This window comes from Mesorhizobium sp. P2_F7, from assembly GCF_056403695.1.
Map to the genome: position 1 here is coordinate 603982 of NZ_JBFUFA010000002.1, position 25326 is coordinate 629307.

21 protein-coding genes are annotated in these 25326 nt (G+C 63.3%); 9 read left to right on the forward strand and 12 right to left on the reverse strand.

The genetic code is table 11. The features are described 5' to 3' along the window. Position 1 precedes the first annotated feature (1 nt). On the reverse strand, positions 2-1567 hold the full coding sequence (locus AC1DZ8_RS08325; RefSeq protein WP_477400671.1) for a phytoene desaturase family protein: 1566 nt from the start codon (positions 1565-1567) through the stop codon (positions 2-4). Then, positions 1554-3173, reverse strand: coding sequence for a phytoene desaturase family protein (locus tag AC1DZ8_RS08330; protein ID WP_477305827.1), 1620 nt, complete (start codon positions 3171-3173; stop codon positions 1554-1556). The genes AC1DZ8_RS08325 and AC1DZ8_RS08330 overlap by 14 nt, the downstream gene beginning before the upstream one ends. Positions 3174-3374: 201 nt before the next feature. Between AC1DZ8_RS08330 and AC1DZ8_RS08335 the strand changes: the two genes are divergently transcribed. The 5 genes from AC1DZ8_RS08335 to AC1DZ8_RS08355 all read left to right on the forward strand — a co-directional run bounded on the left by AC1DZ8_RS08335 (position 3375) and on the right by AC1DZ8_RS08355 (position 8502). Then, entirely contained in the window at positions 3375-4175 is an 801-nt protein-coding gene (locus AC1DZ8_RS08335) for a class I SAM-dependent methyltransferase (protein WP_477305825.1), read from the forward strand. A gap of 27 nt (positions 4176-4202) precedes the next feature. Then, the gene (gene betI / locus AC1DZ8_RS08340) at positions 4203-4868 is read left to right on the forward strand and encodes a transcriptional regulator BetI (protein WP_477305823.1); all 666 of its coding nucleotides are present in this window, start codon (positions 4203-4205) and stop codon (positions 4866-4868) included. Positions 4869-4919: 51 nt separating this feature from the next. Continuing rightward, positions 4920-6002 (forward strand): ABC transporter substrate-binding protein, encoded by a 1083-nt coding sequence (locus tag AC1DZ8_RS08345; protein WP_477305821.1) that lies wholly within the window; start codon positions 4920-4922, stop codon positions 6000-6002. Between the two features lie 116 nt (positions 6003-6118). After that, entirely contained in the window at positions 6119-7195 is a 1077-nt protein-coding gene (locus AC1DZ8_RS08350; protein WP_477305819.1) for an extracellular solute-binding protein, read from the forward strand. Then, positions 7192-8502, forward strand: coding sequence for a flavin monoamine oxidase family protein (locus tag AC1DZ8_RS08355; RefSeq protein WP_477305817.1), 1311 nt, complete (start codon positions 7192-7194; stop codon positions 8500-8502). The genes AC1DZ8_RS08350 and AC1DZ8_RS08355 overlap by 4 nt, the downstream gene beginning before the upstream one ends. On the opposite strand, the gene AC1DZ8_RS08360 is transcribed toward AC1DZ8_RS08355, so the two are convergent. The 3 genes from AC1DZ8_RS08360 to AC1DZ8_RS08370 are packed head-to-tail and all read right to left on the reverse strand — an operon-like array spanning position 8466 to position 11324. Beyond that, complete coding sequence (locus AC1DZ8_RS08360) at positions 8466-9539, reverse strand: ABC transporter ATP-binding protein (protein WP_477305815.1); 1074 nt, start codon at positions 9537-9539, stop codon at positions 8466-8468. The genes AC1DZ8_RS08355 and AC1DZ8_RS08360 overlap by 37 nt on opposite strands. Positions 9540-9585: 46 nt before the next feature. Continuing rightward, complete coding sequence (locus AC1DZ8_RS08365; protein WP_477305813.1) at positions 9586-10410, reverse strand: ABC transporter permease; 825 nt, start codon at positions 10408-10410, stop codon at positions 9586-9588. Then, complete coding sequence (locus AC1DZ8_RS08370) at positions 10407-11324, reverse strand: ABC transporter permease (RefSeq protein ID WP_477305811.1); 918 nt, start codon at positions 11322-11324, stop codon at positions 10407-10409. Before AC1DZ8_RS08370 ends, AC1DZ8_RS08365 begins: the two co-directional genes overlap by 4 nt. A 292-nt stretch (positions 11325-11616) precedes the next feature. Between AC1DZ8_RS08370 and AC1DZ8_RS08375 the strand changes: the two genes are divergently transcribed. Then, on the forward strand, positions 11617-13029 hold the full coding sequence (locus tag AC1DZ8_RS08375) for an aminotransferase (RefSeq protein WP_477305809.1): 1413 nt from the start codon (positions 11617-11619) through the stop codon (positions 13027-13029). A 204-nt stretch (positions 13030-13233) separates the two neighbouring features. On the opposite strand, the gene AC1DZ8_RS08380 is transcribed toward AC1DZ8_RS08375, so the two are convergent. Continuing rightward, entirely contained in the window at positions 13234-14436 is a 1203-nt protein-coding gene (locus AC1DZ8_RS08380; protein ID WP_477305807.1) for an aromatic ring-hydroxylating oxygenase subunit alpha, read from the reverse strand. 515 nt (positions 14437-14951) lie between these two features. On the opposite strand from AC1DZ8_RS08380, the gene AC1DZ8_RS08385 reads away from it, so the two are divergent. Next, positions 14952-15332, forward strand: a complete 381-nt coding sequence (locus tag AC1DZ8_RS08385; protein WP_477305803.1) for a hypothetical protein — start codon at positions 14952-14954, stop codon at positions 15330-15332. A 257-nt stretch (positions 15333-15589) separates the two neighbouring features. Here the strand turns inward: AC1DZ8_RS08385 and AC1DZ8_RS08390 are convergent, their stop codons facing one another. Together AC1DZ8_RS08390 and AC1DZ8_RS08395 are read right to left on the reverse strand one after the other, a co-directional pair. Continuing rightward, positions 15590-17677, reverse strand: coding sequence for a GAF domain-containing sensor histidine kinase (locus AC1DZ8_RS08390; RefSeq protein ID WP_477305801.1), 2088 nt, complete (start codon positions 17675-17677; stop codon positions 15590-15592). A gap of 115 nt (positions 17678-17792) precedes the next feature. Continuing rightward, positions 17793-18569 (reverse strand): response regulator, encoded by a 777-nt coding sequence (locus AC1DZ8_RS08395; RefSeq protein ID WP_477305799.1) that lies wholly within the window; start codon positions 18567-18569, stop codon positions 17793-17795. 45 nt (positions 18570-18614) lie between these two features. On the opposite strand from AC1DZ8_RS08395, the gene AC1DZ8_RS08400 reads away from it, so the two are divergent. Further along, positions 18615-19319, forward strand: a complete 705-nt coding sequence (locus AC1DZ8_RS08400) for a response regulator transcription factor (RefSeq protein ID WP_352766275.1) — start codon at positions 18615-18617, stop codon at positions 19317-19319. Positions 19320-19390: 71 nt separating this feature from the next. On the opposite strand, the gene AC1DZ8_RS08405 is transcribed toward AC1DZ8_RS08400, so the two are convergent. Together AC1DZ8_RS08405 and AC1DZ8_RS08410 are read right to left on the reverse strand one after the other, a co-directional pair. Beyond that, positions 19391-19561, reverse strand: coding sequence for a hypothetical protein (locus tag AC1DZ8_RS08405; protein WP_477305797.1), 171 nt, complete (start codon positions 19559-19561; stop codon positions 19391-19393). 34 nt (positions 19562-19595) lie between these two features. Next, entirely contained in the window at positions 19596-19928 is a 333-nt protein-coding gene (locus tag AC1DZ8_RS08410) for a hypothetical protein (protein WP_477305795.1), read from the reverse strand. Positions 19929-20273: 345 nt separating this feature from the next. On the opposite strand from AC1DZ8_RS08410, the gene AC1DZ8_RS08415 reads away from it, so the two are divergent. Beyond that, complete coding sequence (locus AC1DZ8_RS08415) at positions 20274-20735, forward strand: L,D-transpeptidase (RefSeq protein WP_477305793.1); 462 nt, start codon at positions 20274-20276, stop codon at positions 20733-20735. A 163-nt stretch (positions 20736-20898) separates the two neighbouring features. Here the strand turns inward: AC1DZ8_RS08415 and AC1DZ8_RS08420 are convergent, their stop codons facing one another. Together AC1DZ8_RS08420 and AC1DZ8_RS08425 are read right to left on the reverse strand one after the other, a co-directional pair. After that, entirely contained in the window at positions 20899-23982 is a 3084-nt protein-coding gene (locus AC1DZ8_RS08420; RefSeq protein WP_477305791.1) for an efflux RND transporter permease subunit, read from the reverse strand. Then, positions 23979-25283, reverse strand: coding sequence for an efflux RND transporter periplasmic adaptor subunit (locus AC1DZ8_RS08425; RefSeq protein WP_477305789.1), 1305 nt, complete (start codon positions 25281-25283; stop codon positions 23979-23981). The genes AC1DZ8_RS08420 and AC1DZ8_RS08425 overlap by 4 nt, the downstream gene beginning before the upstream one ends. Positions 25284-25326: the final 43 nt, after the last annotated feature.

Consider the following 25326-nt stretch of genomic DNA (forward strand, 5'->3'; position numbering starts at 1 on the left):
TCTAGCCCTTCATCGCAATGATGCGTTTGGCGGCGTTGAATCCCGGAGCACCCGAAACGCCGCCGCCGGGATGTGAGCCGGCGCCGGCGAGGAACAGCCCTTCGACCGGCGTGTCATAACCCGACCAGCCGGAGACGGGTCGTGACATCAGCATCTGGTCCGCCTGCAATTCGCCATGGTGCCAGTGGCCGCCAGGCATGCGGTAGCGCGCCTCGATGTCGGCCGGTGTCAAAAGCTCTGTATGCAACACTGATTTCCCGATGCCCGGGGCGTAGGTCTCAAGCTGCGTCATGATCGCCTTCAGGAATTTCGGCCGGCCTGCGTCCCAGCCCTCTTTCAGCGCATAGGGCGCATATTGCACCACCGCCGACAACACGCAGGCGCCGTTTGGCGCGAGCGACGGATCGGCAAGCGAGGGCAGCGTGATCTCCATCACCGGCTCGGCTGAGAACTCGCCATATTTGGACGGGTTGAAGGCGCGTTCGACATGGTCGGGCGAGGGCGCGATGACCAGACGGCCCCTATGGCTGGCGGCGTCGACGCCGGAAAATTGCGGCGGCCGGTCGAGCGCCAGATGGAGCTTGGCCGCATCGCCCTTCATGCGGATGTTTTTCACCTTTCGCACAAAGCCGGTGTCGATCTCGCGTGGCCCGACGAGGTCAATCATGGTGGCCGCCGGATTGATGGCGGAGACGATGGTTCTGGCGCGCAGCACTTCGCCGTTGTCGAGGGCGACGCCGACGGCGCGGCCTTTCTCGACGATGATCCTGGCCACCGGGGCCGCTGTACGGATGGTGACGCCGGCTTTTTCCGCCGCCGCGCGGATGGCGGTGACGACCGCGCCCATGCCGCCTTTCGGCAGCATCTGCGCGCCGGCCGCGCCGCCGGTCTCGCCAGCCAGCCGGTAGTAGAGGCCGAGCAGCGAGGTTGGCGAACGCGGGCCGAGATGGCTGCCCAGCGTCGCGTCAAAGGCAAGCAGACCTTTCAGCCTGATATCGGCAAGCTGCTCGTCGAGCAGGTCGGCGACGTTCATCAGGAGAACGCGCAGGAAATCGCGCATGTCTTCCTTGCCGAGCTTTTTCAACGCCAGCGCCGTCTGGCCGAGCGCCGCTGCCTCAAGCAACGACATGCCGCCGAGATCGGGCGGGCGTCGCGACAGGAAAGGTTTCAAGATGCCGGCATAGCGCAACAGCTGCGCGCGCAATTCTTTCCAGGCCGACTGTTCGGAGGGAGTGGAGCCGGTCAGCACTTCGCCATAGGCGCCATGCAGGACCAGCGGCGGGCCGTCCTTCGACAAGGCGACCGACGGTATGAAGTCGGTGCGCGCGATTTGCAGCCCGTGCTTGTCCAACTCCAGCGTCTTCACCACATCGGGATGCAGGCGGTTGAGCACATGGGCGATCGAGGAGACGCGAAAGCCCTGCGCGAAGTCTTCGGTGCGCGCGGCGCCGCCGACGTCGACTGCCGATTCCAGCACCAGCACCTTGCGACCGGCCTTCGCCAGCGTGGCGGCAGCGACAAGGCCATTGTGGCCGCCGCCGATGACGATGCTATCAAATGACGTCATGGGCCGGGCTCATATGGGAGGTTGATTTGGCAAGGTCGCGCAGGATTTCAGCCGCGGCATTGCGGCCCGGTGCGCCCATGACGCCGCCGCCGGGATGGGTCGAGGAGCCGCACATATACAGCCCGCCGACCGGCGAGCGGTATTGCGCGTAGCCCGGCACGGGCCGGTTGAACAGCAACTGGTCGAAGGTCAGCTCGCCCTGAAAAATATTGCCTTCGGTGAGGCCGACCTCGGCCTCGATCTCGCGTGGCGTGCGCACCTCCATGTGAACGATGCGGTCGCGAAAACCCGGCGAATATTCTGCGATCTGCGCGACCACGCTTTCGGCGAAACCGTCGCGGTCGGCAGCGGTCCAGTCGTGGCCGTTCACCTTGGGCGGCGCGTATTGCACGAAGCAACTCATGAAGTGTTTGCCCGGCGGCGCCATGGTCGGGTCGAGCGTCGTCGGGATGACCATGTCGAGGAACGGGTCGGCCGACCAGTGCCCGGCCTTCCAGTCGTCATAGGCGCGTTCCATGCGCTCCATCGAATCGGTGAAATGCATATCGCCGCGATAGACCGGCGAGTCCTTCGGCAAAGCCGGGAACTCAGGTAGGGAGTCCAGCGCGATGTTGACCTTGCCGGAGGAGCCGCGAATCTTGAAGTTCTTGACCCGGCGCAGGAAAATGTCGGGCAGTTCCTTTTCCTCGACCAGTTTCAGGAAGGTGCGTTTGACGTCGGCGTTGGAGACGACGAGCTTGCCGTAAATCTCCTCGCCGCCGGCCAGAACCACGCCTTTCGCCTTGCCCCTGCCAACCAGCACATGGTCGACCTCGGCGCCGGTGCGGATAGTGCCACCGCTGGCCCTAAAGGAAGCGGCGAGCGCCTTGGTGACGGCGCCCATGCCGCCGCGCGCATAGCCCCAGGCGCCGACGGAACCATCGACCTCGCCCATATAGTGGTGCAGCAGCACATAGGCGGTGCCGGGCGACATCGGCCCGAGCGCGGTACCGATGATGCCGGACAGAGCGAAGTTCGCCTTGATGACGTCGGTCTCGAAATATTCGTCGAGGAATTCCGAGATCGACATGGTCCAGAAGCGCAGGGTCAGCGCCATTTCCTCGGCAGAAAGGCCGGCAAATTTCTTGCCGAGATAGAGCAGTTCGCCGAGGTCGCGTGGCCGAAAACTGGTCGGGTCGGGGGCGGTGCGCATCAACAGCGGCTGGATGAAGCGGCACTGTCGCGTCACGTCGCGCGAATAGCGGTCATAGGCTTCGGCGTCGCGCCTGGAGAAGCGAGCGAATTCCCGCCGGTGCGCATCGTGGTCGCGGTAGTTGGCGAGGTAGTCTCCGTCGCGCGTAAACACCGCGCCGCCTTCATAGGAGATGACCTGCAGGCCGAAGCGCGGCAGTTCGAGGTCGCGCATGATTTCGGGGCGAAACAGCGAGCAGACATAGGAGCAGTTGGAGTAGAGGAAACCTGGCGTCAGTTCGCGGCTGGTTGCGGCGCCGCCGACCCAGTCGTTCTTCTCGACCACCAGCACGTCGAGCCCGGCGCGCTGCAGGTAGCAGGCGTTGACCAGGCCGTTGTGTCCGCCGCCGATGATGATCGCATCCCAAGCTTTCATTCTGGTCCGTTTTCCCTAGGCGATCCGCGGTTCATTTTTGCGTGATCTGTTCCCGAATGCGCGGAATTTGGCATGGCAGCCGCCATTTTGTCCAGCCATATTGAATGAATGTTCAACAAATGGTGTTGCGTTTTCTCTGATATGCGCTACGTTTTGCCGGCAATCGAACGTGTTGAATTCGGCGGACGGGACCGAGGTTCGATGATCGAAACGGCAGATGCCGAGCCGGAATATGACGACACCGCCATCCGCTTCCTCGAGGCGCTGTGGGGCGAGGGTTATCTGTCGCCGGGCGGGCCGGACGAAGTCGACCGGGTGATCGAAGGGCTCTCGTTGAAGGGCAAGACCATCCTCGACATAGGCTGCGGCTCCGGCGGCATCACCCTGCATCTGGTTGAGCGCCATGGCGTCGTCCATGCCACCGGCTTCGACATCGAGCGCCCGGTGATCGAGGCGGCCAGGAAGCGCGCCGCCGCGCGTGGGCTTTCGGACCGCGCCAGTTTTGTCCAGGCGCCGCCAGGGCCGCTGCCTTTCGCCGACGCTTCATTCGATGTCGTCTTCTCCAAGGATGCGCTGCTGCATGTGCCCGACAAGGATGCGCTATTTGCCGAGATTTTTCGCGTGCTGAAACCGGGCGGCGTCTTTGCCGCTTCCGACTGGTTGATTGGCCACGACGGCGAGCCATCATCGGAGATGAAGGCCTATGTCGCGGCCGAAGGCCTGTCTTTCGCCATGGCGTCGCCGGCGCGCTATGCGCAGGCGATGCGCCGCGCCGGCTTTGCCGATGTCGCGGTCAAGGACCGCAATCCCTGGTATCGCGAGGTCGCGCGCGGCGAGCTGGAGAGGCTGAAAGGCCCGCTGTATCAGACGGCTGCTGCCGCGGTCGGGGCCGCCTATGTCGACAAGAACATCAAGACCTGGGAAGCCATGCAGAAGGTGCTTGACAGTGGCGAGCACCGTCCCACTCATCTTCGCGGGTGGAAGCCGGCTATGGTGGGGTAGCCGGCAATGTGGAGCATGACGGCACCGATGAAAGCTGCAGCGCGCGACGAGCGATCCTCCGACACGTCTGGAAAAACCGAACCGGAAAAACGCGGCCGCAAGGCGTCGAAGGAGGTCAGGCAGCTGCAACTGATCGAGGCGACCATCGATTCGCTGGCCAAGCGCGGCTACGCGGAGACGACGATGGCCGATGTCGCCGATGGCGCCGGCCTGTCGCGCGGCATCGTCAACTTTCATTTCGAGAGCAAGGAGAAGCTGCTGATCGCCACGCTGCAGCATATGTATGACGAGTATTCGGCGCATTGGCGTGCTTCTCTCCAGAAAGCCGGTGATGATCCAGCCCGACAACTGCAGGTGCTGGTGTGGGCCGACTTCGACCGCTCGATCTGCAACAAGCGCAAGCTCGCCGCCTGGCTCGCTTTCTGGGGCGAGGCCAAGTCGCGGCCGGTCTATCAGGCGCTGAGCAGTTCTCGCGACGCTTACTACCAGCAGGTCTTCATCGATCTTTGTGCGACGCTCAAAGAGAGCGGCGGCTATGGCTATGAGCCGCAGGTCATGGCGCTGGCGCTGTCGGCCATGCTGGAAGGCTTGTGGCTGCGGCTGATGATGGGAACCGAAGACACGACGCGTGAAACCGCGCTGCAAGCGGCGAATGCCTTCCTCGCGGCGGCCTTTCCCAAGCACTACGGATAACCAGAAGCCGGCCAGTCGAGCCGGCAACAACGACAAAGAGGATGGAACAGCATGAAAAGAATAACCCGACGCCTGACGCTGACATTGGCGCTGACAGCAACGCTCGCGGCTTCGGCTGCGGCGCTAGCTGTTGCCGCCGACAAGGATCTGATCGTGTTCGACTGGTCCGGCTATGAAGACCCGAGCTTCCACCCGAAATATGTCGAGAAGAACGGCGACTCGCCGACCTTCGCCTTCTTCGGCGACGAGGACGAAGCCTTCGAGAAGGTGCGCTCCGGCTTCAAGGCCGATCTCGGCCATCCCTGTTCGCAGAGCGTGACGAAGTGGCGTGAGGCAGGCCTGCTGCAGCCGCTCGACACGTCGAAGATCACCGGCTGGAAGGACCTCAATCCCGGCATCATGGCGATGAAGGATCTGGCCACCACATCGGATGGCAAGGCGTGGTTCATGCCCTGGGACTGGGGCAACACCCAGCTCACCTATAACGCCGACAAGATCGACGCCAAGGATGTGCAGTCGCTAAAGGCCTTCGCCGATCCCAAGTTCAAGGGCCGGGTCTCGATCGGCGACAATGTCGACGACGCCTATGCGCTGGCCAGCCTTGCCATCGGACTTAAGGACTGGACCAAAATGACGGACGACCAGTTCAAGCAGGCATCCGACTTCCTGCGCCAGGTGCACAAGAATGTCCGCTCCTACTGGACCGATACAACCGATGTCGTGCAGCTGCTCTCCGGCGGCGAGGTCGATCTTGCCTGGGCGTGGAACGACGCGACGGTGCAGTCGGTCGCTGCCGGTGTACCGATCAAGGCCAAGAAAGACACTGACGAAGGCATCTCGACCTGGGTGTGCGGCTATGTCCTGTTCAAGGACGCGCCCGGCAACATCGATAAGGCCTATGACTATCTGAACGCCATCAACGATCCGGAAACCGCCAAGGTGCTGGTCAAGGACTGGGGCTATGGCCAGGCCAACGCCAAGGGTATGGCCGGTGTCGACCAGGCGATCCTGAAAGAAAAGGGCTATGACGACGTGCAGAAATTCGTCGACAAGACCCTGTTCCAATCGCCGGTCCCGTCTGCGCTCAAGCTCAAGATGATCGCCGAGTTCGAGAAGATCAAAGCGGGCTACTAAAGTCCTGTCCGGCCTCATCCGTCTGCCCGCCACTCAGGCGGGCAGACGGTCTCGCCAAGGTCGCTGAAATTCCGTAACGTCGCCCGGCCGCCTTTAGCGATGAGGAGTTTCGCACCATGAATTCCATGCTTCGCCGCCTTGCCCTTGCCGCTGCCTTAACAGTGGGCGCCGGCGCCGTGCTGGCTTATGCCGAGGGTGGTGGCGACCTCGTCGTGTTCGACTGGTCGGGCTATGAGGATCCGCTGCTGCATCCCGACTACACCGCCAAATACGGCGCCGAGCCGACCTTCGCTTTCTTCGGCGACGAGGAAGAAGCCTTCCAGAAGATGCGGGCCGGCTTCAAGGCCGACATCGCGCATCCCTGTTCGCAGAGCGTGGTCAAGTGGCGCGAGGCCGGCATTCTGCAGCCGCTCGACACCAGCCGCATTGCCGGCTGGAAAGATCTCAATCCCGGCATCATGGCGATGAAGAACCTCGCCACCACCGCCGACGGCAAGGCGTGGTTCATGCCGTTCGACTGGGGCAACACATCGCTGCTCTACCGCACCGACAAGGTGACGGCTGAAGAGGCGCAGTCGCTGAGAATATTCGCCGACCCTAAGTTCAAGGGCCGCGTCACCATAGGCGACAATGTCGACGACGCCTACGCGCTGGCAAGCCTGGTCATCGGCCTCAAGGACTGGACCAAGATGACCGACGCGCAGTTCCAGGAAGCGTCCGCCTTCTTGCGCGACGTGCACAAGAATATCCGCTTCTACTGGACCGACGACACCGATCTCAACCAGGCCTTTACCGGCAATGAGGTCGACCTCGTCTGGGGCTGGAACGAGACCTTCGTGACGCTCAAGGGTCAAGGCATGCCTATCGCCATGAACCGCGACACCAAGGAAGGCATTTCGACCTGGGTGTGCGGCTATGTCCTGATGAAGGACGCGCCGGGCAAGCTTGATCAGGCCTATGATTTCCTCAGCGCGGTCAACGCGCATGCCGTGTCCGACTATCTGGTCAAGACCTTCGGCTACGGTCACGGCAACAGCGCCGGCATGGCGGCGATCGACCACCAGGTGCTGACCGACCGCGGCTTCGACAATCTCGACAAGTTCCTCGACAAAACCCTGTTCCAGCAGCCGGTGCCGCCCGAGCTCAAGCAGCGCATGGTCACGGAGTTCGAGAAGATCAAGGCCGGCTATTGAGCGACAAGATCGAAAGAACCGACGTCGTCATCGTCGGCGCCGGTTTCACCGGCCTGTCGGCGGCGCTTGCGCTGAGAAAGGCCGGCATCGATTTCGTGCTGCTCGAGGCGCGCGACCGTGTCGGCGGCAGGGTCGAAGCGGTTCGCAACGGGCTTGGCGAACGCATCGACAGCGGCGGCCAGTTTTTCTGCGAAGACATGCCGGAGGTGACGGCGCTGGCCGCGGCCCGCGGCAAGGCCTTCGTCGAGACCTATGTGGATGGGGATTTCATCACCCATCCATCACTGTCGGTCGAGCAGGCCGAGCGGACCTATTACGGCGCGATGGCGATCCGCGAGCGCATGAATGCGATCGAGCCGGACGATCCTTCGATCGCCGGCATGAGTGTTGCCGCCTGGCTCGAACGCCAGCCTGATCCCACTGACGCCAAGACGGCTTTCCGGTCGATGATCGAAGGCCTGTGGTGCCTGGCGATGGACAGAGTGCCGCTGTGGCACCTGATCGACAATGACCGCCGTATCACCAACGAGGTGCCTGAGCTGCAGTATTCTTTGCGCGAGACCATGCAGTCGCTGGCCGAGGATCTGGCCGGCGATCTCGGTGACCGGGTGCGGTTGAACGAACCGGTGACGCGCATCGAGCACCGGCCGCAGGGGGTTCGTGTCGTCTCGGCAAGCGGTGCCATCGAAGCACGAAAAGTGCTGGTCGCACTGCCGCCGGTCACGGCCGCAAAGCTCGATTTCGCGCCGGCCTTGCCGGCGGTCCTCGAGAAGGCGCTTGGCGTCTGGGAAAGCGGCGCGGTGATCAAGATTCTCGTGCGCTATGCCAAGCCGTTTTGGCGCGAGCGCGACCTGTGCGGCATGGTGATGTGGCGCGATTTGCCGGGCCTGTTCGCCTGTGACGCCAGCAAGGATATCGACCATGCCGCGCTGGTCGTCTTCGTCGGCGGACCGTTGGCACTGCGCTGGCGCCCACTCGACGATGCTGCGCTGCGCGCGGAAGTGACGGCAAGGCTGGTGAGCGCCCTTGGTCCGGACGCGGTCGACATTATCGATTTCAGCCAGCGCGACTGGATCGATGACCGCTGGAGCGGCGGCGCCTACAGCGACCTCATTGTCGATGTGACGGCACGGGATGCCGAACGCACGATCCGTGCCGGCGCGGCTCCTGTCCATTTCGCATCATCGGAACTGTCGCCGTCCTTTCCGGGCTATGTCGAAGGTGCGATCGTGATGGGGCGCATTGCTGCCAAAGAGATCGTAGCCGAGCTTCAGTCCGCCATAGCCACCAGGGCCTCGGGATCGTAGGCGAGGCGGATGGAGGTGCCGACCGGGATATCATCGGCGCCGAAATCATTGGTCTCGGTCACCGACAGCGGCTTTTCCAGTCCCGGTATCTCGACGATCAGATGGGTGATCTCGCCGAAATAGTGGCGCTCGACCACCTTGCCGGCGACCTCGAATTTGGCCGTCGTATTGTCCCACAGCACACGCAGGCGCTCCGGTCGGATGCCCAGCGTGGCGGCGCCGCCATTGCGCACGAAGGCCTTCGGCTTGTCGGTCCTGACACGGCCGAAGCCCAGCGTGTCGACGACCAGCGAGGCGGCATTCTCCTCGACGATCTGAGCCTTGACGAAATTCATACCGCCGAGGAAGTCGGCGACCTGGCGGTTGACCGGCCGCTGGTAGATTTCCTTGGGCGATGCGACCTGGGCGATCTTGCCGCCGAACATCACCGCGATGCGGTCGGACATGGCCAGCGCCTCATACTGGTCGTGGGTGACCAGCACGAAGGTGATGCCGACCGCCTGCTGCAGGCGGCGCAGCTCGACCTGCATCTGCTCGCGCAGCTTCTTGTCCAGCGCCGACAGCGGCTCGTCGAGCAGCAGCACCTTGGGCCGCATCACCAAGGCGCGGGCGAGCGCCACGCGCTGGCGCTGGCCGCCGGAAAGCTCGGTGGCGAGGCGCTTGCCGAGGCCGGTCAGCGACACCTGCGCCAGCGCCTCCTCCACGCGGCGCTTTTCTTCAACCGCGCCCAGCTTCAGCCGCTTCAGCCCATAGGCGACATTCTGCTCGACGTTGAGATGCGGGAAGATGGCGTAGCTCTGAAAGACCATGTTGGTCGGCCGGCGGTTGGCCGGGATGCCTTCCATCGACTGGCCGCCGACCGAGATCGAACCGCTGGTCGGGTTGTCGAAGCCGGCAATCATGCGCAGCAGCGTTGTCTTGCCGCAGCCGGAGGGGCCGAGCAGCGAAAAGAACTCGCCTTCCCTGATGGTCAGTGTCGCGTCGTCGAGCGCCTTGAAGGCGCCGTAGCTGCGGGTGACGCTGCGAATCTCGATCATCGCTCGGTCAGTTTGGGATCGATCAGATTGGGGCCGCTCGGGCTGATCAGGCATAGAGGCCTCCCTCGTTTTGGGTGCGCCTGGCCGCACGGCGGCGCAGGATCTCGGCAACGGTCATCAAGACAAAGGATGCGACCAAGAGCAGCGTGCCCAGCGCCAGCACGCCCGGCAGCTTGGCGGCAAAGCGCAACTGGCCCCAGATATAGATCGGCAGCGTGGTCTCGGTTCCGGTCAGGAAGAAGGCGATGACGAACTCGTCGAGCGAGATGGTGAAGCAGACCAGCAGGCTGGAAATGATCGCCGGCGCCACCATCGGCAGCGTCACCCGCCGGAAGGTCCCGAAGGCGCTCTCGCCGAGGTCGGCGGAGGCCTCTTCAAGGCTGCGGTCGAAACCTTCGAAGCCCGCGGTCAGCACCGTCATCGAATAGGGGATGCAGATCAGGACGTGGCCCAGCACGACGGTGAACAGCGACAGGCTGAGGCCGAGTTGCAGCATGACCAGCAGCATGGAGATGGCGAGGATGATTTCCGGCAGCACCAGCGGCGCCATGATCAGGCCGTTGATGGTGCGGCGGCCGGGATAGCGGTAGCGTGTGATGGAACGGGCAGCGAGGACGCCCAGCAGCGTCGCCAGCACGGATGCCGAGACGCCGACGATCAGGCTGTTCCAGGCGGCGTCAAGCAGGGCCGGCGTCTTGGGCAGGTCTTGGTACCATTTCAGCGTATAGCCGGTGAGCGGAAACTTCGGCGTCGGCGCCGTGTTGATCGAGAAGATGGGCAGGAAGATTACGGGCAGATAGAGAAAGACGACGTAGAGGAAGGCGTAGGCGGACAGCCAGCCGCCGCCAAGGAAGCGCCGCACCGCCGTCATCGCGCCAACCTCTGCGCTGCGCGGATGATGAGCACCGTGGCGCCAGCCATCAGCGTCACGACCAGCATGGTGGTCACCGACAGTGCCGCGCCGAGCGGCCAGTTGGAAGCTTTGTGAAACTGCGATTCGATGGCATTGGCGATCATCACGCCATCCTTGCCGCCGACCAGCCTCGGGGTGACGTAGTCGCCGACGGTCGGGATCATGACGATGAGCGCGGCCGAAATGACGCCCGGCGCCGACAGCGGCAGCGTCACGCGCAGGAAGGAGCGCAGCGGGCCGTCGCCGAGATCGGTGGCAGCTTCGACCAGAGTGCGGTCGACCTTTTCCAGCGAGACGAAGATCGGCAGGATGGCGAAGGCGGCCCAGGCATGGGTCAGCGTGATGATGACGGCGCTGGAATTGTAGAGCAGTGCTGTCGACGGTTCGTCGATGATGCCGAGGCCCATCAGACCGGAATTCAGCACGCCATTATAGCCGAGGATCACCTTCCACGACATCACGCGCAGCAGATAGCTGGTCCAGAACGGGATGGTGATTAGGAACAGCCACAGGCTCTTGTGGCGGCCACCGTGGAAGGAAATGAAATAGGCGATGGGATAAGCGAGGATGACGGTGAAGAAGCTCACCGTCAGCGAGATGTAGAGCGAGCGCCAGAGCAGATCGCGATAGATCGGCTCGGTCAGCGCGATGCGGTAATTTTCCAGCGTGAATGTGTGGTCGATGGTGAGGTAGTTCTGCGTCCAGAACGAGTGGGCGAACACCACCAGGATCGGCACCAGCAGCAGGATCAAAGCATAGATTAAGGTCGGGCTGATCAGGGCAAGGCCCTGGACGGATTCGGACTGCAGAAGGGCGTTTCGCCTGGCCCGCGTCATGCCGAATACGGGCGACCCTTCGGCCGCCGCCGTCATTGCAGCGCTCCGGGCGTGATCTCGGTTGCTGGCTCGAACTGTCCCGCCATGATGCTCCCATTGACCGGGCCGGCGGCCTGTTCCCAATTTTTGCGGAGCGCGATTTCTGGTCGCGCTCCAAGCTTGCCGGCTTTCTTTCATCATGAGCGCATCCGTGGATTGAAATCAAGCGCTATTTCTGCAATATTGATTGAACGGACATTCAAAATGAAGTGAAGAAAGCCCGCTTTTCAAGGCTTGGCGCTTCGTTTCGGGTCCGGCGAAAATTGCGTTCCAGACCTGCGAGGCAATGATGGCGGCTGCAAGAGACTTAAGAGCGATTGAACTGGCTGGCGACGACGATGCGGTCGAGCTGGCCAAGCGTCACCTTGTCCAGCCCTGGCCCTATGCCGGCTCGGTCGGCAATGAAGCACGCGCGCTGATCGGCGAAGGCGACGGCATCTACATCACCGACGTCACAGGCAAGCGGCTGATCGACGGGCCGGCCGGCATGTGGTGCATCAATGTCGGTCACCGCCGCGAGGAACTCGCCAGGGTCATGTACGACCAGGCGATGATGCTGTCCTATAACACGCCCTGGTACACGATGAATGCGCCTTCGGCCGAACTCGCCAAGCGCATTGCCGACCATGCACCGGGCGATCTCAGCCACACCTTCTTCACCACCGGCGGTTCTTCGGCTGTCGAGACGGCGCTGCGGTTCATGCAGTTCTACAACAATGTGCGCGGACGCCCGGAAAAGAAGCTGTTCCTCAGCCGCGGCGGCGCTTATCACGGCTCGACCTATCTGTCGGCTTCACTCAACGGCCGGCCGCGCGACCGCGACTGGATGGACGGCGCCGACGATTTGGTGGTCAAGCTGTCCTCGCCCGACCCGTTCCGGCGGCCGAAAGGCATGAGCATAGCAGCCTTCACCGATTTCCTGGTCGATCAGTTCCGCGACACGGTCGCCCGCGTCGGACCTGAGAAGATCGGCGCTTTCGTCGGCGAGCCGGTGCAGGCATCGGGTGGCGTCGTGGTGCCCCCGGATGGCTATCTCAAGCGCATCCGCGAGATCTGCCGCGAGAACGATATTCTTTATGTCTCCGACGAGGTGGTGACCGGCTTCGGCCGGCTCGGCCATGTCTTTGCCTCGGGTGACGTGTTCGGTATCGACCCCGACATGATCACCTTCGCCAAGGGCGTCACCTCGGGCTATTTCCCGCTCGGCGGCGTCATCATCTCCGAACGGCTGCTTCAGGACATGCGCCGCTCCAACCATCCCGACGCGCTGTTCGGCCACGGCCTGACTTACACAAGCCATCCGATCGGCTGCGCGGTGGCGCTGAAGAACCTCGACATCCTCGAAGACAGCGTGCTTGCCCATACGCGCGATGTCGCGCCGTATTTCCAGGCGCAGCTGAAGACGCTGGAGGAACTGCCGCTGGTCGGCGAAGTCCGCGGCATGGGGCTGATGGGCTGCGTCGAATGCGTCGCCGACCGCGAAAGCAAGGATCCGCTGCAGCTCGACAAGGATGTCGGCAAGCGCATCGACGCGCACTGCCATGAACTCGGCCTTCTGGTGCGACCGCTGATCAACATGTGCGTGATGTCGCCGCCGCTGATCATTACGCGCGAGCAGATCGACGACATGGTGGCCATCCTGCGCGAGGGGATTTCGCGGACCATGGATGATCTGAGGAAAGAAGGGGTCTGGCAGGGGTGACGGCTAATCTCCCCCCTTGTGGGGGAGATGCCCGGCAGGGCAGAGGGGGGCGCTGTCCCGCCGGCTTCTCTGCTGCTCCACAGCGCATGTTCGCTAGTTCACGAGAGGTCGCAAGGTGGGGAAGGCTCGCGTTCCTTCGCGCCCCCCTCTGTCCTGCCGGACATCTCCCCCACGAGGGGGGAGATTAGCAGCGTCGCCGCCGCCCTACACCTGAGACCGCATCGCCTCGTTGAGGTTCCACATGTCCTTTTCCTCAGGCGCTGTTTCCAGGCCCAGAACCGGGATCTGCTTGCGAAGATGGTCGTGGTGGGTGCGCACGCCATATTCGAGGTCGGAGAGATAAAAACCCTCGAAGGCGTCTGAAATCATCGACTCGTTCGACCACACGGAAAGCTGCACATCCTCGTTCATGGTGTCGCGGTCGATGCGGTAGGCGAGGTAGCGGGCTGCCGCCTGTTCCCTGGTCTCGTCGGGGTAGCGGTAGATGGCGCCGCGCAGCAGCGTCTCGCCGGTCGACAGCGGGAACTCCTGATAGAACTGGACCGATTCCGGCATGATCGACAGCGCGTTGTTGGGGAAGATGCCGTAATAGATCCAGGCCCTGCGCAGATGCTCCGGCAGATGCGACGCATCGGGCGTGAGCTTGATGTATTCGCGCACGCTCCAGCGCCGGCCGGCATGCGGATTGTAGGTGGCGAAGGAGCGCGACACGCCGTTGATGAACGGCTCGTCGAAATAGGTCGCGCCATAGAGATCCTGCAGCGCCGGGTGCGCCATGGCGACGTGGTAGCCTTCATTGTCGACGTCGCGCACCGACTTCCAGTTGACCGGCGACTTCTGCGTCCAGATACCCCAGGACGGCACCATCTCTGCGACATTGTAGTGCGCCATCTCGGCCTCGATCGGCTTCAACAGCTCGGCCACCGAGGGCTGCGGGCCACCCTTGCGGAAGCGGATGAAGATGAAGCCCATCCAGATTTCGAGGTCGAGCGGCATCAGGCCGAATTCGGTCTTGTCGAGTTCGGGGAAGGAGCGCGGGCGGGCGGCGCCGCGCAGCGTGCCGTCGAGATTGTAGACCCAGCCGTGGAATGGGCAGACCAGCGCGTTCTTGCAGGTGCCCTGGCTGTCGGCGACGACGCGGCTGCCGCGATGCCGGCACATATTGTTGAAGGCGCGCACGACGCCGTCCTTGCCGCGCACGATCAGCGCCCGCTCGCCGACCACGTCCATGGTCAGATAGTCGCCGGCATTCGGCACGTCGGAGACGTGTCCGGCGATCTGCCAATGGTTGCGGAAGACGTATTCCTTCTCGAGTTCGAGAAGGGCGTCGGAGTGATAACTCCAGCCCGGCAGACCCCGCCGGTCCCAATCATTGGGGATCGCCACGTCACGGAGGTGCGGGTTCATGGAAAGCTCTTCTTTTGTTGAATACTCATTCAATAAAATCATATTTTGCATTGAAATGCAATGGTTTGTGGAAATAGTGAGCTTTCAGAACAGAGCAATAGCGTCGATCTGAAGTCACCGCGAGGGAAGAAAATCTCGGAAAATCCGGGCGTTAACCAGGGTCGTGAAATGGCCGTCCCGCATGTGGATACGACGGCGCCGCACCGGCAAAACCGGGCCTCGCCCATGACGAAAAATGCCTGCCGTCGCAAATTCAATCCGCAGTGTGAGCTTGTTCATAGTTCAACTGGCCAACAATAGGCTTTGCTGCGTTCACGGCCCGCCTGTCGTCAACGTTTTGATTGCGCGCATGAAACAGCACCGCAAACGAACCCTGCCGTCGGCGCATGACCGGATCTGCCCGGACATGCCCGAATTTCTTGTTTCAAACCTGTTACGCGGGCAAGCCAAGCGCATCATTCGCCCGTTACCAGGCGCGTTTAAGTTCGTTTCATAAGAAAGCGAAGGGGAGCAACATGTATACGAAGGCCGAGATCGCCAGCAATGAACGGCGCGCCAAACTGGCGCTGCGCAAGCGCGCCAGCGACCATCCGGTCGCGATGTTCTCTATGCTGGGCGCCTGCGCCCTTGCCGTCCTGTTCCTGACGCCGGCCTCCGGCCCGGCCTTCGCTTCGCTCAACCCGCCGGCCAATGTCGTCGAGGGCGCGCCGACCACCATCAAGACCGCCCGGCTGCCAGAGCCGGAAATCGATTTTGCCTGCAAGGGCCAGGCCTGGGGCGCCGAGAGCGCGGAGTGCCTGCGCGTCATTGCCGCCCAGTCCGGCGTGCACAAGGCGCGCGCCATCCGCATGATCGCCAACGCTGCGCCGCTGACCACGACACCCAACGTTTTCTGAACCTCCCGAGCGCTTCCTCCCGCGCTCTTTCTTGGCTCCCGACGGCCCCTGCCGGTCGGGAGCCTCTTTTTTGGGGGCAGTCGATATTCAGGTGAGGCCAGGCTGCGAATGGTTGATACCTGCGCTTCCGGTGCTCACGTACTTAAGTACGCTCCGCTCCGGTTCTCGGTATCAACCATTCTCGCCGCGGCCTGACCTGAATCTCGGCTGCCCCCAGTCGGCGCCTCGACAAGAACTCAGCCCGCAGCTCGAAGAGTTCAGCCGGCGGCGGCGACCTGGTCGGCGATGGCGGAGAGCACGCCGCGGACGTCCAGCGTCGAGAACGGCTTTTCCAGGATCTGCGGCCGCTGCTGCACCGGCAAGGCTTCGATCTCGGCCTTGGCGCCGATCAGGTCGCCGGTGACCAACACGAAGCGTTTGGCGAGCGCCGATTGCTCGACCAACAGCTCGCGGTAGATGGCTATGCCGCTGGTGCCGGGCATGCGCAGGTCGGAGAAGACGATGTCGGGTGGCATGTGGCCGGTCAAGGTCGCCGCCGCGGACGTCCAGGCCGGTACGATCCGCGATTTGATGCCCATCAATTCCAGGATGTCGGAGAGCGAGCCGGCGACGTCGGGTTCGTCGTCGATGATCAGCGCATGGCGCAAGCCGCTGGAGCGGGTCGGGCTGTCGCCGACCGCAGCCGCGCCGCTGGTGATCGCCGGCAGCTGGACGACGAAGCGCGCGCCGCGCGGCAGCACCTCCTCGAACCAGACATTGCCATTGTGCCGCTCGATGATCGACTTCGAGATCGACAGGCCGATGCCGGTGCCGACGCCGACCGGCTTGGTGGTGAAATAGGATTCGAAGATGCGGCCGCGGATCGCCTCCGGAATGCCCGGTCCATTGTCCTCGACCGAGAAGCCGGGATTGCCGCGGTCGCTGCGGAATGTACGCACCTTGATCAGGCGGTCGCCGCCGATGCCGGCCAGAGCGTGCTGGGAGTTGATGAGAAAATTCGCGGCCACCTGCGTCACGTGGTCGGCATCGGCCATCGCCAGCAGCGGGCCGGGCGCGAAATCGGTGTCGATGATGATGCCGCTCGAGCGCGCGCCATAGGCGGTCACTTCGAGCGCAGCACGGATCACCTGGTTGAGATCGGTCTCGGCCTGCGCCGCCGGATGCAAGCGCACCATCGACAGGAAGCTCTTGACGATGCGGCCGCAGCGCTCGGCGGCGGCGCGCACTTTTTCGGCGCGCACCTTGGTCTGCGGGTCGGTGGCGAATTCATGCAGCAGCGTCGATTGCGCGACAACCACGGCGAGCGGGTTGTTGAGCTCGTGCGAAACGCCGGCCAGCAGCGAACCCATCGCCGCCATCTTCTCGTTCTGGTGCAGTTTCTCGCGCTGGCGGTTGATCTCCTCTTCGGCGCGCAGCTTGTCGCGCAGGTCGCGGATCGAGCCGAAGATGAGGTGGCGATCGGCAACCCGCATCTCGGTTGCGGTCAGTTCGATCGGAAACACCTCGCCGGCGGCATTCTGGGTCACCGTCTCCAGCCGCTGGCCGACCATCGGTGCGCCGCGGCCGGACATGTACTCGGCCCCCGACACATAGCCCTTGCGGTAATATTCCGGCACCACCGTATCGAGCAGGTCCTTGCCGAGGATGTCGCTGCGCTGGAAGCCGAACATCTTTTCGGCGGCCGGATTGAATTCGATGATCGAGCCGGTCTCGTCGATGACGATGATGGCGTCGAGCGAGGCCTGCAGCATGGTGCGGCGAATGACTTCGCTGGCATGGGCATCCGACGGCGACCGCTCGATGGCGTCGCCGATGGCGAGCGCGATGATGTGCAGCGCCGCCTCTTCCTCGTCGGTCCACTCACGCTCACTGACGCAGTCATTGACCGCAAGCGTGCCCCACAGATGGCCGTGGGCGAACACCGACACCGACAGGAACGATTTGATGTGCTGCTTTTCGAAATCGGTCCTGAGGAAGCCGTCGAGGTTGCGCGTGTGGCCGGCGAAGATCTTGCCTTGCCGCTCGTCCTCGGCAATCCGCTCCAGCAGGGGGTCGTTATCGACGATCGATTGCATGATCACGGTCGGCGAGGCCAGCTCGCCACCGAAGCGCGGGTCGATCCAGTAGGCGGCGACCGACTGGGCAAAACCCTGGCCGGGCAATTCGCGCAGCCTGAACAGAATGCCGCGCTGGCAGTGCATGGCCACGCACAGCGTCTCCAGGATGGTATCCATCTCGCGCTGCCAGTCGCCGGCTTCGCGCAGCCGGCGCACGACACGCACGGCCGCCATCGCCGCGCCCTGGCGAACGCCCTTCAGGTCCATGCGTACTGGGTCAGCAGTCATGTCAGCCATTTGTACAGGGCCGTGGGTGGTAGGGCTCCAGAACGGTGCACCGTTCCATCTCTTTGTTCCGACGCAACTCCGGACAGAAAACCGCTACGCACTTTTCCTGGAATTGCTAGTGTCCGTCGCCGGTCGGCAGCGAAAAGATATAACCTTCGCCGCGCACCGTGCGCAAAAATTTCGGATTGGCCGGGTCGGCCTCGATCTTTTTGCGCAGCCGCATGATGCGGATGTCGACGGCACGCGACGATTCCGGGTCTTCGACAAAGCCGATCGCCTCGGAGATCGCCGCCCGCGTCAACAGCCGGTTGGCGCGGGTCAGGAAAACCTCCAGCACGTCGAACTCGCTCTTGGCCATGTCGATGACGGCGCCATTGGCGCCGGTGACAAGCCTGCCGTCAAGGTCGGCCTGAAATTGACCGAAGCTCAGCCGGCGACCGCCATCGGCTTGCGCCTTCGCGGCCTGCGGCGGGCTCGGTTGCGGAACCCGGCGCAGCACGGAGCGGACCCGGGCCAGCACCTCGCGCAATTCATAGGGCTTGACGATATAGTCGTCGGCGCCAAGCTCCAGCCCGACAATGCGGTCGAGCGCGGTGCCGGCAGCCGTGGCATAGATGATGCCGATCGGCATTTTCGAGCGCAGCCAGCGGCCGAGCGACAGACCGTCCTCGCCGGGCATGGCGATGTCGAGGATGGCCAGATGGAATGATTCGGTCTCCAGCAAGGTGCGCGCCTCGGCAGCGCTTCCGGCCTGGGTCACATCGTAACCATTGGCGCCGAGATACTCGGCGACCGCATCCCTGAGATCGGGCTCGTCCTCGACGATGACAATTCGTGCCCGCACTATGGCCTCGCTCCCGCTTTCAGCAGAAAGTAGATTGGGTATAAACATGATGTCCAGCACTCATATCCGGTTGCAGGGGCAGGGGAAGAAAATATGGCTGCACGATCCGTCATCGCGCTGGTTTCCGTCGCCGATGTGGTGGCCGGCGATCTCGCCGACCATCTCGACCGGCGCGGCCATGACGTGCGTGAGGCGCGGCAACCCTGGGAAGCCGAATCCCTGCTCTCGGCCGGGGGCATAGATGTCGTCATCGTCGGCGACAGCGTCAGTCAGGCGGAGGGGCGGGACCTGCTCAGGCGTTATGGCGGCGGCCAGAGCGTGGACGGGAAGGCCGGACCGGACTTCATCCTGATCTGCCGGCCGGCCGATCTGGTCGACAAGGTGCTGGCGCTCGAGCTTGGCGCCGCCGACGTCGTTGAAAGCCCGCTCAATGTCAGGGAACTTGCCGCGCGCATCGGCGGCCTGCTGACGCGGCGCGGCAGGTCCGCCCAGGAACTGATCGTGCTGGAAAATGCCACCGTCGATTTGCGGTCGGCCATCGTCATGCACCGCTCGGGTGCGGAAGAGCAGCTGTCGCCGGGTCAGGTGGCGCTGCTCAGGCTGTTTCTGGCCAGCCCGCGCAAGGTGCTGACGCGCGACGACATCATTGCGGCGGCGCCGGCTGAAAATGCCGATGCCTTCGACCGCTCGATCGATTCGCGCATCGTGCGGCTGCGCCGCAAGCTCGACACCGAAACCATCATCACCATACGCGGTGCCGGCTACCGTTTCGACCCGCCGACGCAGCGCGCCGACTGAGAGCAGTAAGGCTGGATTGTTTCGCGGCTCGCCCAAAAAAGCTGCGCACTTTTGGGCGGCATGCATAGGCGTCAGCGCACCACCAGAAGCGACGGCCCCGGCGGCAATTCGTTGGCGACCACGATTTCGCTGGAAGCCTGCGCGCGGTCCTTCAGGAGAACCGTGACGAGACCGGCAAAGCCGAGCAGGCCCTGTGCGTAGAGCAGTGCCGAAAGCACCGTGGCAGCAGATTTCGTCTTCATCGGTTATTCCCCCAAAATCAAAACCGCGGGTGCTTCAGGATAAACCCGAAGTGCCCGCGCCGCCCACGGAGCCCCCCGCTGCGGCGCGGGCCTTCGGTCCTCTCGGCAGCAAGTTGCCGGAGGGGCCGCGCATCCACTTCAACCCAGGGCCGACCCGCCAGAAGGCCCGGAGACGGTTGATGCGCAGACTGGAGACGATCCAGACCAAGGCTATGAACAGCGCGGCATGCAGCGTCGAAACCTCACCCGAATTCATGACCGCCAGTTTCGTCATCGGGGTGCCGGCGACTGTGCCGATGCCGCCGACGACAAGTGCGGCAATGCTGATCCTGAAAAGCCAGGACAGGGTGATCGATCTGATGCTCATTTTCGTTTTCGCGCCGGCTGTTCTCGTTGGGATGACTGTGCCGTTGGCCTGTAACCACATCATGCCGCCCGGGCCGCGCTTTGTTGCAGGTGGGTTTCGAGCGAAGCTAAACGGCTGTCATATATGGATATTCGCACTTTCGTTTGGCGGTATGGTCGCAGCCCTGAGTGCCCCCGGACAGACGGGAAGCTCCTCCTTGGCCTCTCCCCTCGACCTCTTGCTCGTTAACCAGAGGAAACAGATTCGAAACACAAACGAGCATCAAGCGAAGTCTGCCTGAAACATGACGCAGGGATAAGGCGGTCATCGAATTGACGCCGGCCGGGCCGGCAAAGGGGAGCCATCATGTACAAAGCCATTTCCGCCAAACTCATCAACGTCACCGCCGCCGCTGCCGGCGCCACGCTCCTGCTTGGCGCCGCCAACAGCACGGCCCATGCCGCGGCAAGCCAGATCGTGGCGCGTGTTTCGCTGTCGCAGCAGACCATGGAAGTGCTGGTCGACGGCCGGCCGACCTTCGCCTGGAAGGTCTCGACCGGCGACAGGGCGCATGTCACACCGACCGGCTCTTTCAAGCCGACCCGCATGCACGAGATGTGGTATTCGAAGAAATACGACAACGCGCCGATGCCGCATTCGGTGTTCTTCAGCGGCGGCTACGCCGTGCATGCGACCAACGCGATCAAGCGGCTGGGACAGCCGGCATCGCATGGCTGCGTGCGGCTGCATCCCGACAATGCCGCCGACTTCTACCAGCTGGTCGAAACCTTCGGGCCGACCAACACCAGCATCGTCATCGTCAAGTAGCAGACTGCGGTTGGAGCAGTTGTGAGGTCTGGCCAACGCCGCGCTTCACCGCAGGCTCCCTGAAGCTCCAGCAGGAGCTTTGCGGTAATCAATCCAGTCAAAAAAAGAGGCCGGAAGTTTCCGGCCTCTTTTTCTTTTTGCACTTGGCAGTTCCACCGAGTGCTTAGTCCACAGGGACCGGCATCAGTTTCGGGTCGGGCTTTTCGGCGTGGTGCGGCAGGTCCTTGCTGGCGATGTAGGTGTAGAACATCGGCACCACGAACAAAGTGAACATGGTTCCGACCAGGATGCCGGTGAAGATCACCAGACCCATCGAATAGCGCGCCGCCGCACCGGCACCGCTGGACACGATCAGCGGCACGACGCCGAGCGCCATCGCCGCCGTCGTCATCAGGATCGGCCGCAGCCGCACCTTGGCTGAGGCGATGATGGCCTCCCTGCGTGACATCTTGTGCTTCTCGCGTTGCTGGTTGGCGAACTCGACCAGCAGAATGCCGTGCTTGGTGATGAGGCCGATCAGTGTGATGAGGCCGACCTGCGTGTAGATGTTGAGCGTTCCAAGCCCCAGATTGAGCGGCACGATGGCGCCGAAGATCGACAGCGGCACCGCCATCATGATGATCAGCGGATCGCGGAAGCTTTCGAACTGCGCCGCCAGCACCAGGTAGATGACGATAACGGCGGCGGCGAACGCGATCAGGATCGTGTTGCCCTGCTCCTTCTCCTGCCGGGACTGGCCGGAATAATCGATGAAGAAGTTTTCGGGCAGGCTCTCCTTGGCAAGGTTCTCCAGGCTCTGCAGCCCGTCGCCAGTGGTGACGCCTGGAAGCGGCAGCGCCGATATCGTCGCCGAATTCAGCTGGTTGAACTGCTCGATCGCGGCCGGCGAGGCGTTGGTCGAAATCTTCACCACGGCCGAAAGCGGCACCATCTCGCCGGTCACGCTGCGCACGAAATACTCGCCGAGCTTTTCGGGATTGGCGCGGAATTCCTTCGGCACCTGCGGGATGATGTCGTAGCTGTTGGAGTCACGGTCGAACTGCGCCACTTCGGCGCCGCCGACCAGCAGCGTCAGCGTCTGCCCGATGTCGGCGATCGGCAGGTTGAGAGCCGCGGCACGGTCGCGGTCGATGGTCACCGTCACCTGTGGCGCGTCAAAGGACATCGAGTTCTGCACGACGATGAAGCGGCCGGAGGCCTGCGCCTTGTTCTTGATCTGCTCTGCCGCCTCGTAGACCTCGGCCGAACCGCCGGTCGAACGCACCACCATGGAGATCGGCAGGCCGCCGCCGGAGCCGGGCAGCGTCGGCGGCGCGAAGACGAAGGCCTCGACGCCGGCAACCTTGGCGAGGCGTCCCTGGATGTCTTCCTGGATTTGCTTCGAGCTGCGCGTGCGTTCGGCCCAGTCCTTGAAGGCGAAGCCGACAAAGGCGCTGTTGGTCGCGCCGCCAAAGGCGACGGCGGAGAACTGCGCCCTGGTTTCGGGAATGTCCTTCACCAGGCCGAGGATTTGGTTGACGTAGGTCTCGGTGTAGTCGGACGTCGCATAGCGCGGCGCTGTCACGATCGACAGCAGGAAGCCCTGGTCCTCTTCCGGCGCCAGTTCGCTCGAGGTCTTGGTGAACATGAAGCCGGTGAGCGCAACCAGTGCCACGACCATCAGCAGTGTCACCGGCCGATTTCTCAAGGAGGCGGTGACCGCCCGCTCGTAGACGTGCTCGACACGGCTGAAGGTGCCGTCGACGATGCGCTGGAAGCGGCCGGGAGCGCCGGCCTTCAGCAGGCGCGCCGACATCATCGGCGTGATGGTGACGGCAATGACGCCGGACAGCACCACCGAGCCGGCCAGCGTGACCGCGAACTCGCGGAACAGCGCACCGGTCAGGCCGCCGGTGAAGGCCAGCGGCGCGAACACGGCGGCCAGCGTGATGGTCATGGCGACGATGGCGGAGAAAATCTCGCGCATGCCGTTGAAGGCCGCCTGCATCGGCGACATGTGGTCTTCCTCCATGTGGCGATGGATGTTCTCCACCACCACGATGGCGTCGTCGACGACAAGGCCGATGGCCAGCACCATTGCCAGCAGGGACAGAAGGTTGATCGAATATCCCACCGCAAACAAAAGGAAGCAGACGCCGACCAGCGACAGCGGGATGGTCACGATCGGCATCATCACCGAACGGAACGAGCCGAGGAACAGCAGGATGACCACGATGACGATGGCGACCGCCTCGGCGATCGTCTTGAACACCTCGTCGATCGAAGCGCTGATCTGCTCGGTGGAATCGTAGACGACCTCGATGGTCATGCCTTTCGGCAGCGTGTCCTGGATCACCGGCACAATCTTGGTGATTGCATCAGCTGTGGTCAGCGGGTTGGCGGCTGGCGTCGGGAAGATGGCGAGGAAGGTGCCGGGCTTGCCGTTGAAGCTCACCCTGGTGTCGGTGCTCTCCGCGCCGAGTTCGACGCGCGCGACGTCGCGCAACCGTACCACCTGGCCATCGACCGAACGCAACGGCAGCTCGGCAAAGGCCTCCGGCGTCTGCAATGTCGAGCGCACGGTGATCGACGACACGACATATTCGTTCTCGGTGTTGCCGGGCGCCGACAGGAAGTTGGAGTTGTTGATCGCGGTCAGCACTTCGGCCGCTGTCACGCCGCGCGCGGCGAGCTTGATCGGGTCGATCCAGACCCGCATCGAATATTCCTCGGCGCCGAAGATCTGCACGTCGGCGACGCCTTCCACCGTCGATATGCGCGGCCGCACCACCCGCTCGATATATTCCGTGAGCTGCTCCTTGCTCATGTTCGGATTCTGCATCGAGATGTACATCATCGCGAATTCTTGACCGGTGCCCTTGACGATGACCGGGTCCTTCGAGGCATCAGGCAAGGTACCGCGCACGCCCTGCACCTTGGACAGCACCTCGGTCAGCGCGACATCGGGGTTGGACCCGAGCTTCATCTGCACGACCACGGTGCTCGAAGACGGCCGGCTCGACGAGGTGACGTAGTCGATGTTTTCGGTTGAGGCGACGGCGCGCGCGATCGGCGCCGAAATGAAGCCCTGGATCAGGTCGGCACTGGCGCCCGGATAGGCGGTCGTGATGGTGATCGCCGTCTCGTCGACCTTGGGATATTGCCGGATCGACAGGTTGAAGATGCCCTGGAAACCCAGGAGCAGGATCATGCACGCCAGCACGGTGGAGAGCACCGGCCGGCGAATGAAGATGTCGGAAACGTTCATTGCTGAGCCTGCTGGTTAGCCGACTTGCTGGGGTCAATGGTGTTGTCGACAGCAACGGACATGCCGTTGAAGAGACGGTTTTGGCCGGCGGTGACGACCTCGTCGCCGGCCTTGATGCCCTCGATGATCTCGACCATGCCGTCGTTGCGGCGGCCGGGCTTCACGAACACCTGCGACAGGACGAGCGCCGGCTTCTCCGGTTCTGCCGCGGACTTCGCGGGGTCGACAGCCGGCTTGTCCGCGGGCTTCGCCGCGGCGTCTTCGGCAGCCGGTTTCGCGTCGGCCGGCTTTGCATCTGCCGCCGGCTTTGCTGCGTCGGTCCCTGCAGCAGGCTGTTCCTCGGGCTTCGCGGCCGGGGCGCCTTCCGCCGGCTTCGCCGGAACGACCACGAAGACGAAGTCGCCGTAGAGGCTCGACGTCAATGCCGTCTGCGGCAAGGACAGGACATTTTTCTCCTGCGGCAGCTCGACGCGAACCTGGACGAACTGGCCGGGTGTCAGCTTGCTGTCAGGATTGGCGACCTCGCCACGGACGGAGACCAGGCGGCTTGAAGCGTCGATCTTGGGATCGATGCCGCGAATGGCGCCGGCAAACGGCATGTCGGCGCCGCCGCCGCTGCCGCCGATGCCGAGCCGCACCGTCTGGCCGATCTTGAGCAGCGGCAGTTGCTGTTCGGGCACCGAGAAGTCGACCCGCATTGTATCCAGATCCTGCAAGGTCACCACGGCCGTGCCGGGCGAGAGATATTGGCCGAGGTCGATCTTGGGAATGCCAACGGTGCCGGCGAACGGCGCCGTCAACTGCTTCTGATCGAGCACGGCCTGCAGCTTGTTGACCTGCGCAGCGGAGGCCGATGCAGCGGCTTGCGCGGTATCGAGCGTGGCGTCCGTGCCGACGCCGCGCCGCTGCAGTTCCAGCGCGCGTTTAAGCGCCGTCTGGTCGGATACGGATTGCGCCTGCGCCGAGGCGAGATCCGCGCGCTCGACGGCGTCGTCAAGCTGCAGCAGGACAGAATCGACAGGCACCTTCTGGTTGGCGTGGAAAAGGATGTCCTTGACGATGCCGCTGGTCTCGACGGTCAGGTCGACGCCGCGCACGGCGCGCACCGTGCCGATCGCCTCGACGCCCGGCGTCCAGTCCGAAGGCTTGACGACAACCGTCGACACGGTCGTCGCCGGTGGCTTCATCGTGGCGAAGAATTCCTTGATCATGTGGTCGCGGAACAGGTTGAAGCCGACAACGCCGGCGCACACCAGAGCGAGTAGAAGCAGAATTGCGGTAATGGTGATAAAGCGCTTCACGAACTGTCCCCTCGGCGGTGTCCGGCAAAATAGCCGTATATCG

Bases quoted from the DNA above. Each gene is read 5' to 3' on its own strand.
- AC1DZ8_RS08375 (WP_477305809.1), top strand. From the start codon at position 11,617: ATGGCGGCTGCAAGAGACTTAAGAGCGATTGAACTGGCTGGCGACGAC.
- betI (WP_477305823.1), top strand. From the start codon at position 4,203: ATGAAAGCTGCAGCGCGCGACGAGCGATCCTCCGACACGTCTGGAAAA.
- AC1DZ8_RS08385 (WP_477305803.1), top strand. From the start codon at position 14,952: ATGTATACGAAGGCCGAGATCGCCAGCAATGAACGGCGCGCCAAACTG.
- AC1DZ8_RS08330 (WP_477305827.1), bottom strand. From the start codon at position 3,173: ATGAAAGCTTGGGATGCGATCATCATCGGCGGCGGACACAACGGCCTG.
- AC1DZ8_RS08415 (WP_477305793.1), top strand. From the start codon at position 20,274: ATGTACAAAGCCATTTCCGCCAAACTCATCAACGTCACCGCCGCCGCT.
- AC1DZ8_RS08395 (WP_477305799.1), bottom strand. From the start codon at position 18,569: ATGTTTATACCCAATCTACTTTCTGCTGAAAGCGGGAGCGAGGCCATA.
- AC1DZ8_RS08420 (WP_477305791.1), bottom strand. From the start codon at position 23,982: ATGAACGTTTCCGACATCTTCATTCGCCGGCCGGTGCTCTCCACCGTG.
- AC1DZ8_RS08390 (WP_477305801.1), bottom strand. From the start codon at position 17,677: ATGACTGCTGACCCAGTACGCATGGACCTGAAGGGCGTTCGCCAGGGC.
- AC1DZ8_RS08345 (WP_477305821.1), top strand. From the start codon at position 4,920: ATGAAAAGAATAACCCGACGCCTGACGCTGACATTGGCGCTGACAGCA.
- AC1DZ8_RS08350 (WP_477305819.1), top strand. From the start codon at position 6,119: ATGAATTCCATGCTTCGCCGCCTTGCCCTTGCCGCTGCCTTAACAGTG.
- AC1DZ8_RS08380 (WP_477305807.1), bottom strand. From the start codon at position 14,436: ATGAACCCGCACCTCCGTGACGTGGCGATCCCCAATGATTGGGACCGG.
- AC1DZ8_RS08325 (WP_477400671.1), bottom strand. From the start codon at position 1,567: ATGACGTCATTTGATAGCATCGTCATCGGCGGCGGCCACAATGGCCTT.
- AC1DZ8_RS08335 (WP_477305825.1), top strand. From the start codon at position 3,375: ATGATCGAAACGGCAGATGCCGAGCCGGAATATGACGACACCGCCATC.
- AC1DZ8_RS08405 (WP_477305797.1), bottom strand. From the start codon at position 19,561: ATGAAGACGAAATCTGCTGCCACGGTGCTTTCGGCACTGCTCTACGCA.
- AC1DZ8_RS08410 (WP_477305795.1), bottom strand. From the start codon at position 19,928: ATGAGCATCAGATCGATCACCCTGTCCTGGCTTTTCAGGATCAGCATT.
- AC1DZ8_RS08400 (WP_352766275.1), top strand. From the start codon at position 18,615: ATGGCTGCACGATCCGTCATCGCGCTGGTTTCCGTCGCCGATGTGGTG.
- AC1DZ8_RS08370 (WP_477305811.1), bottom strand. From the start codon at position 11,324: ATGACGGCGGCGGCCGAAGGGTCGCCCGTATTCGGCATGACGCGGGCC.
- AC1DZ8_RS08365 (WP_477305813.1), bottom strand. From the start codon at position 10,410: ATGACGGCGGTGCGGCGCTTCCTTGGCGGCGGCTGGCTGTCCGCCTAC.
- AC1DZ8_RS08360 (WP_477305815.1), bottom strand. From the start codon at position 9,539: ATGATCGAGATTCGCAGCGTCACCCGCAGCTACGGCGCCTTCAAGGCG.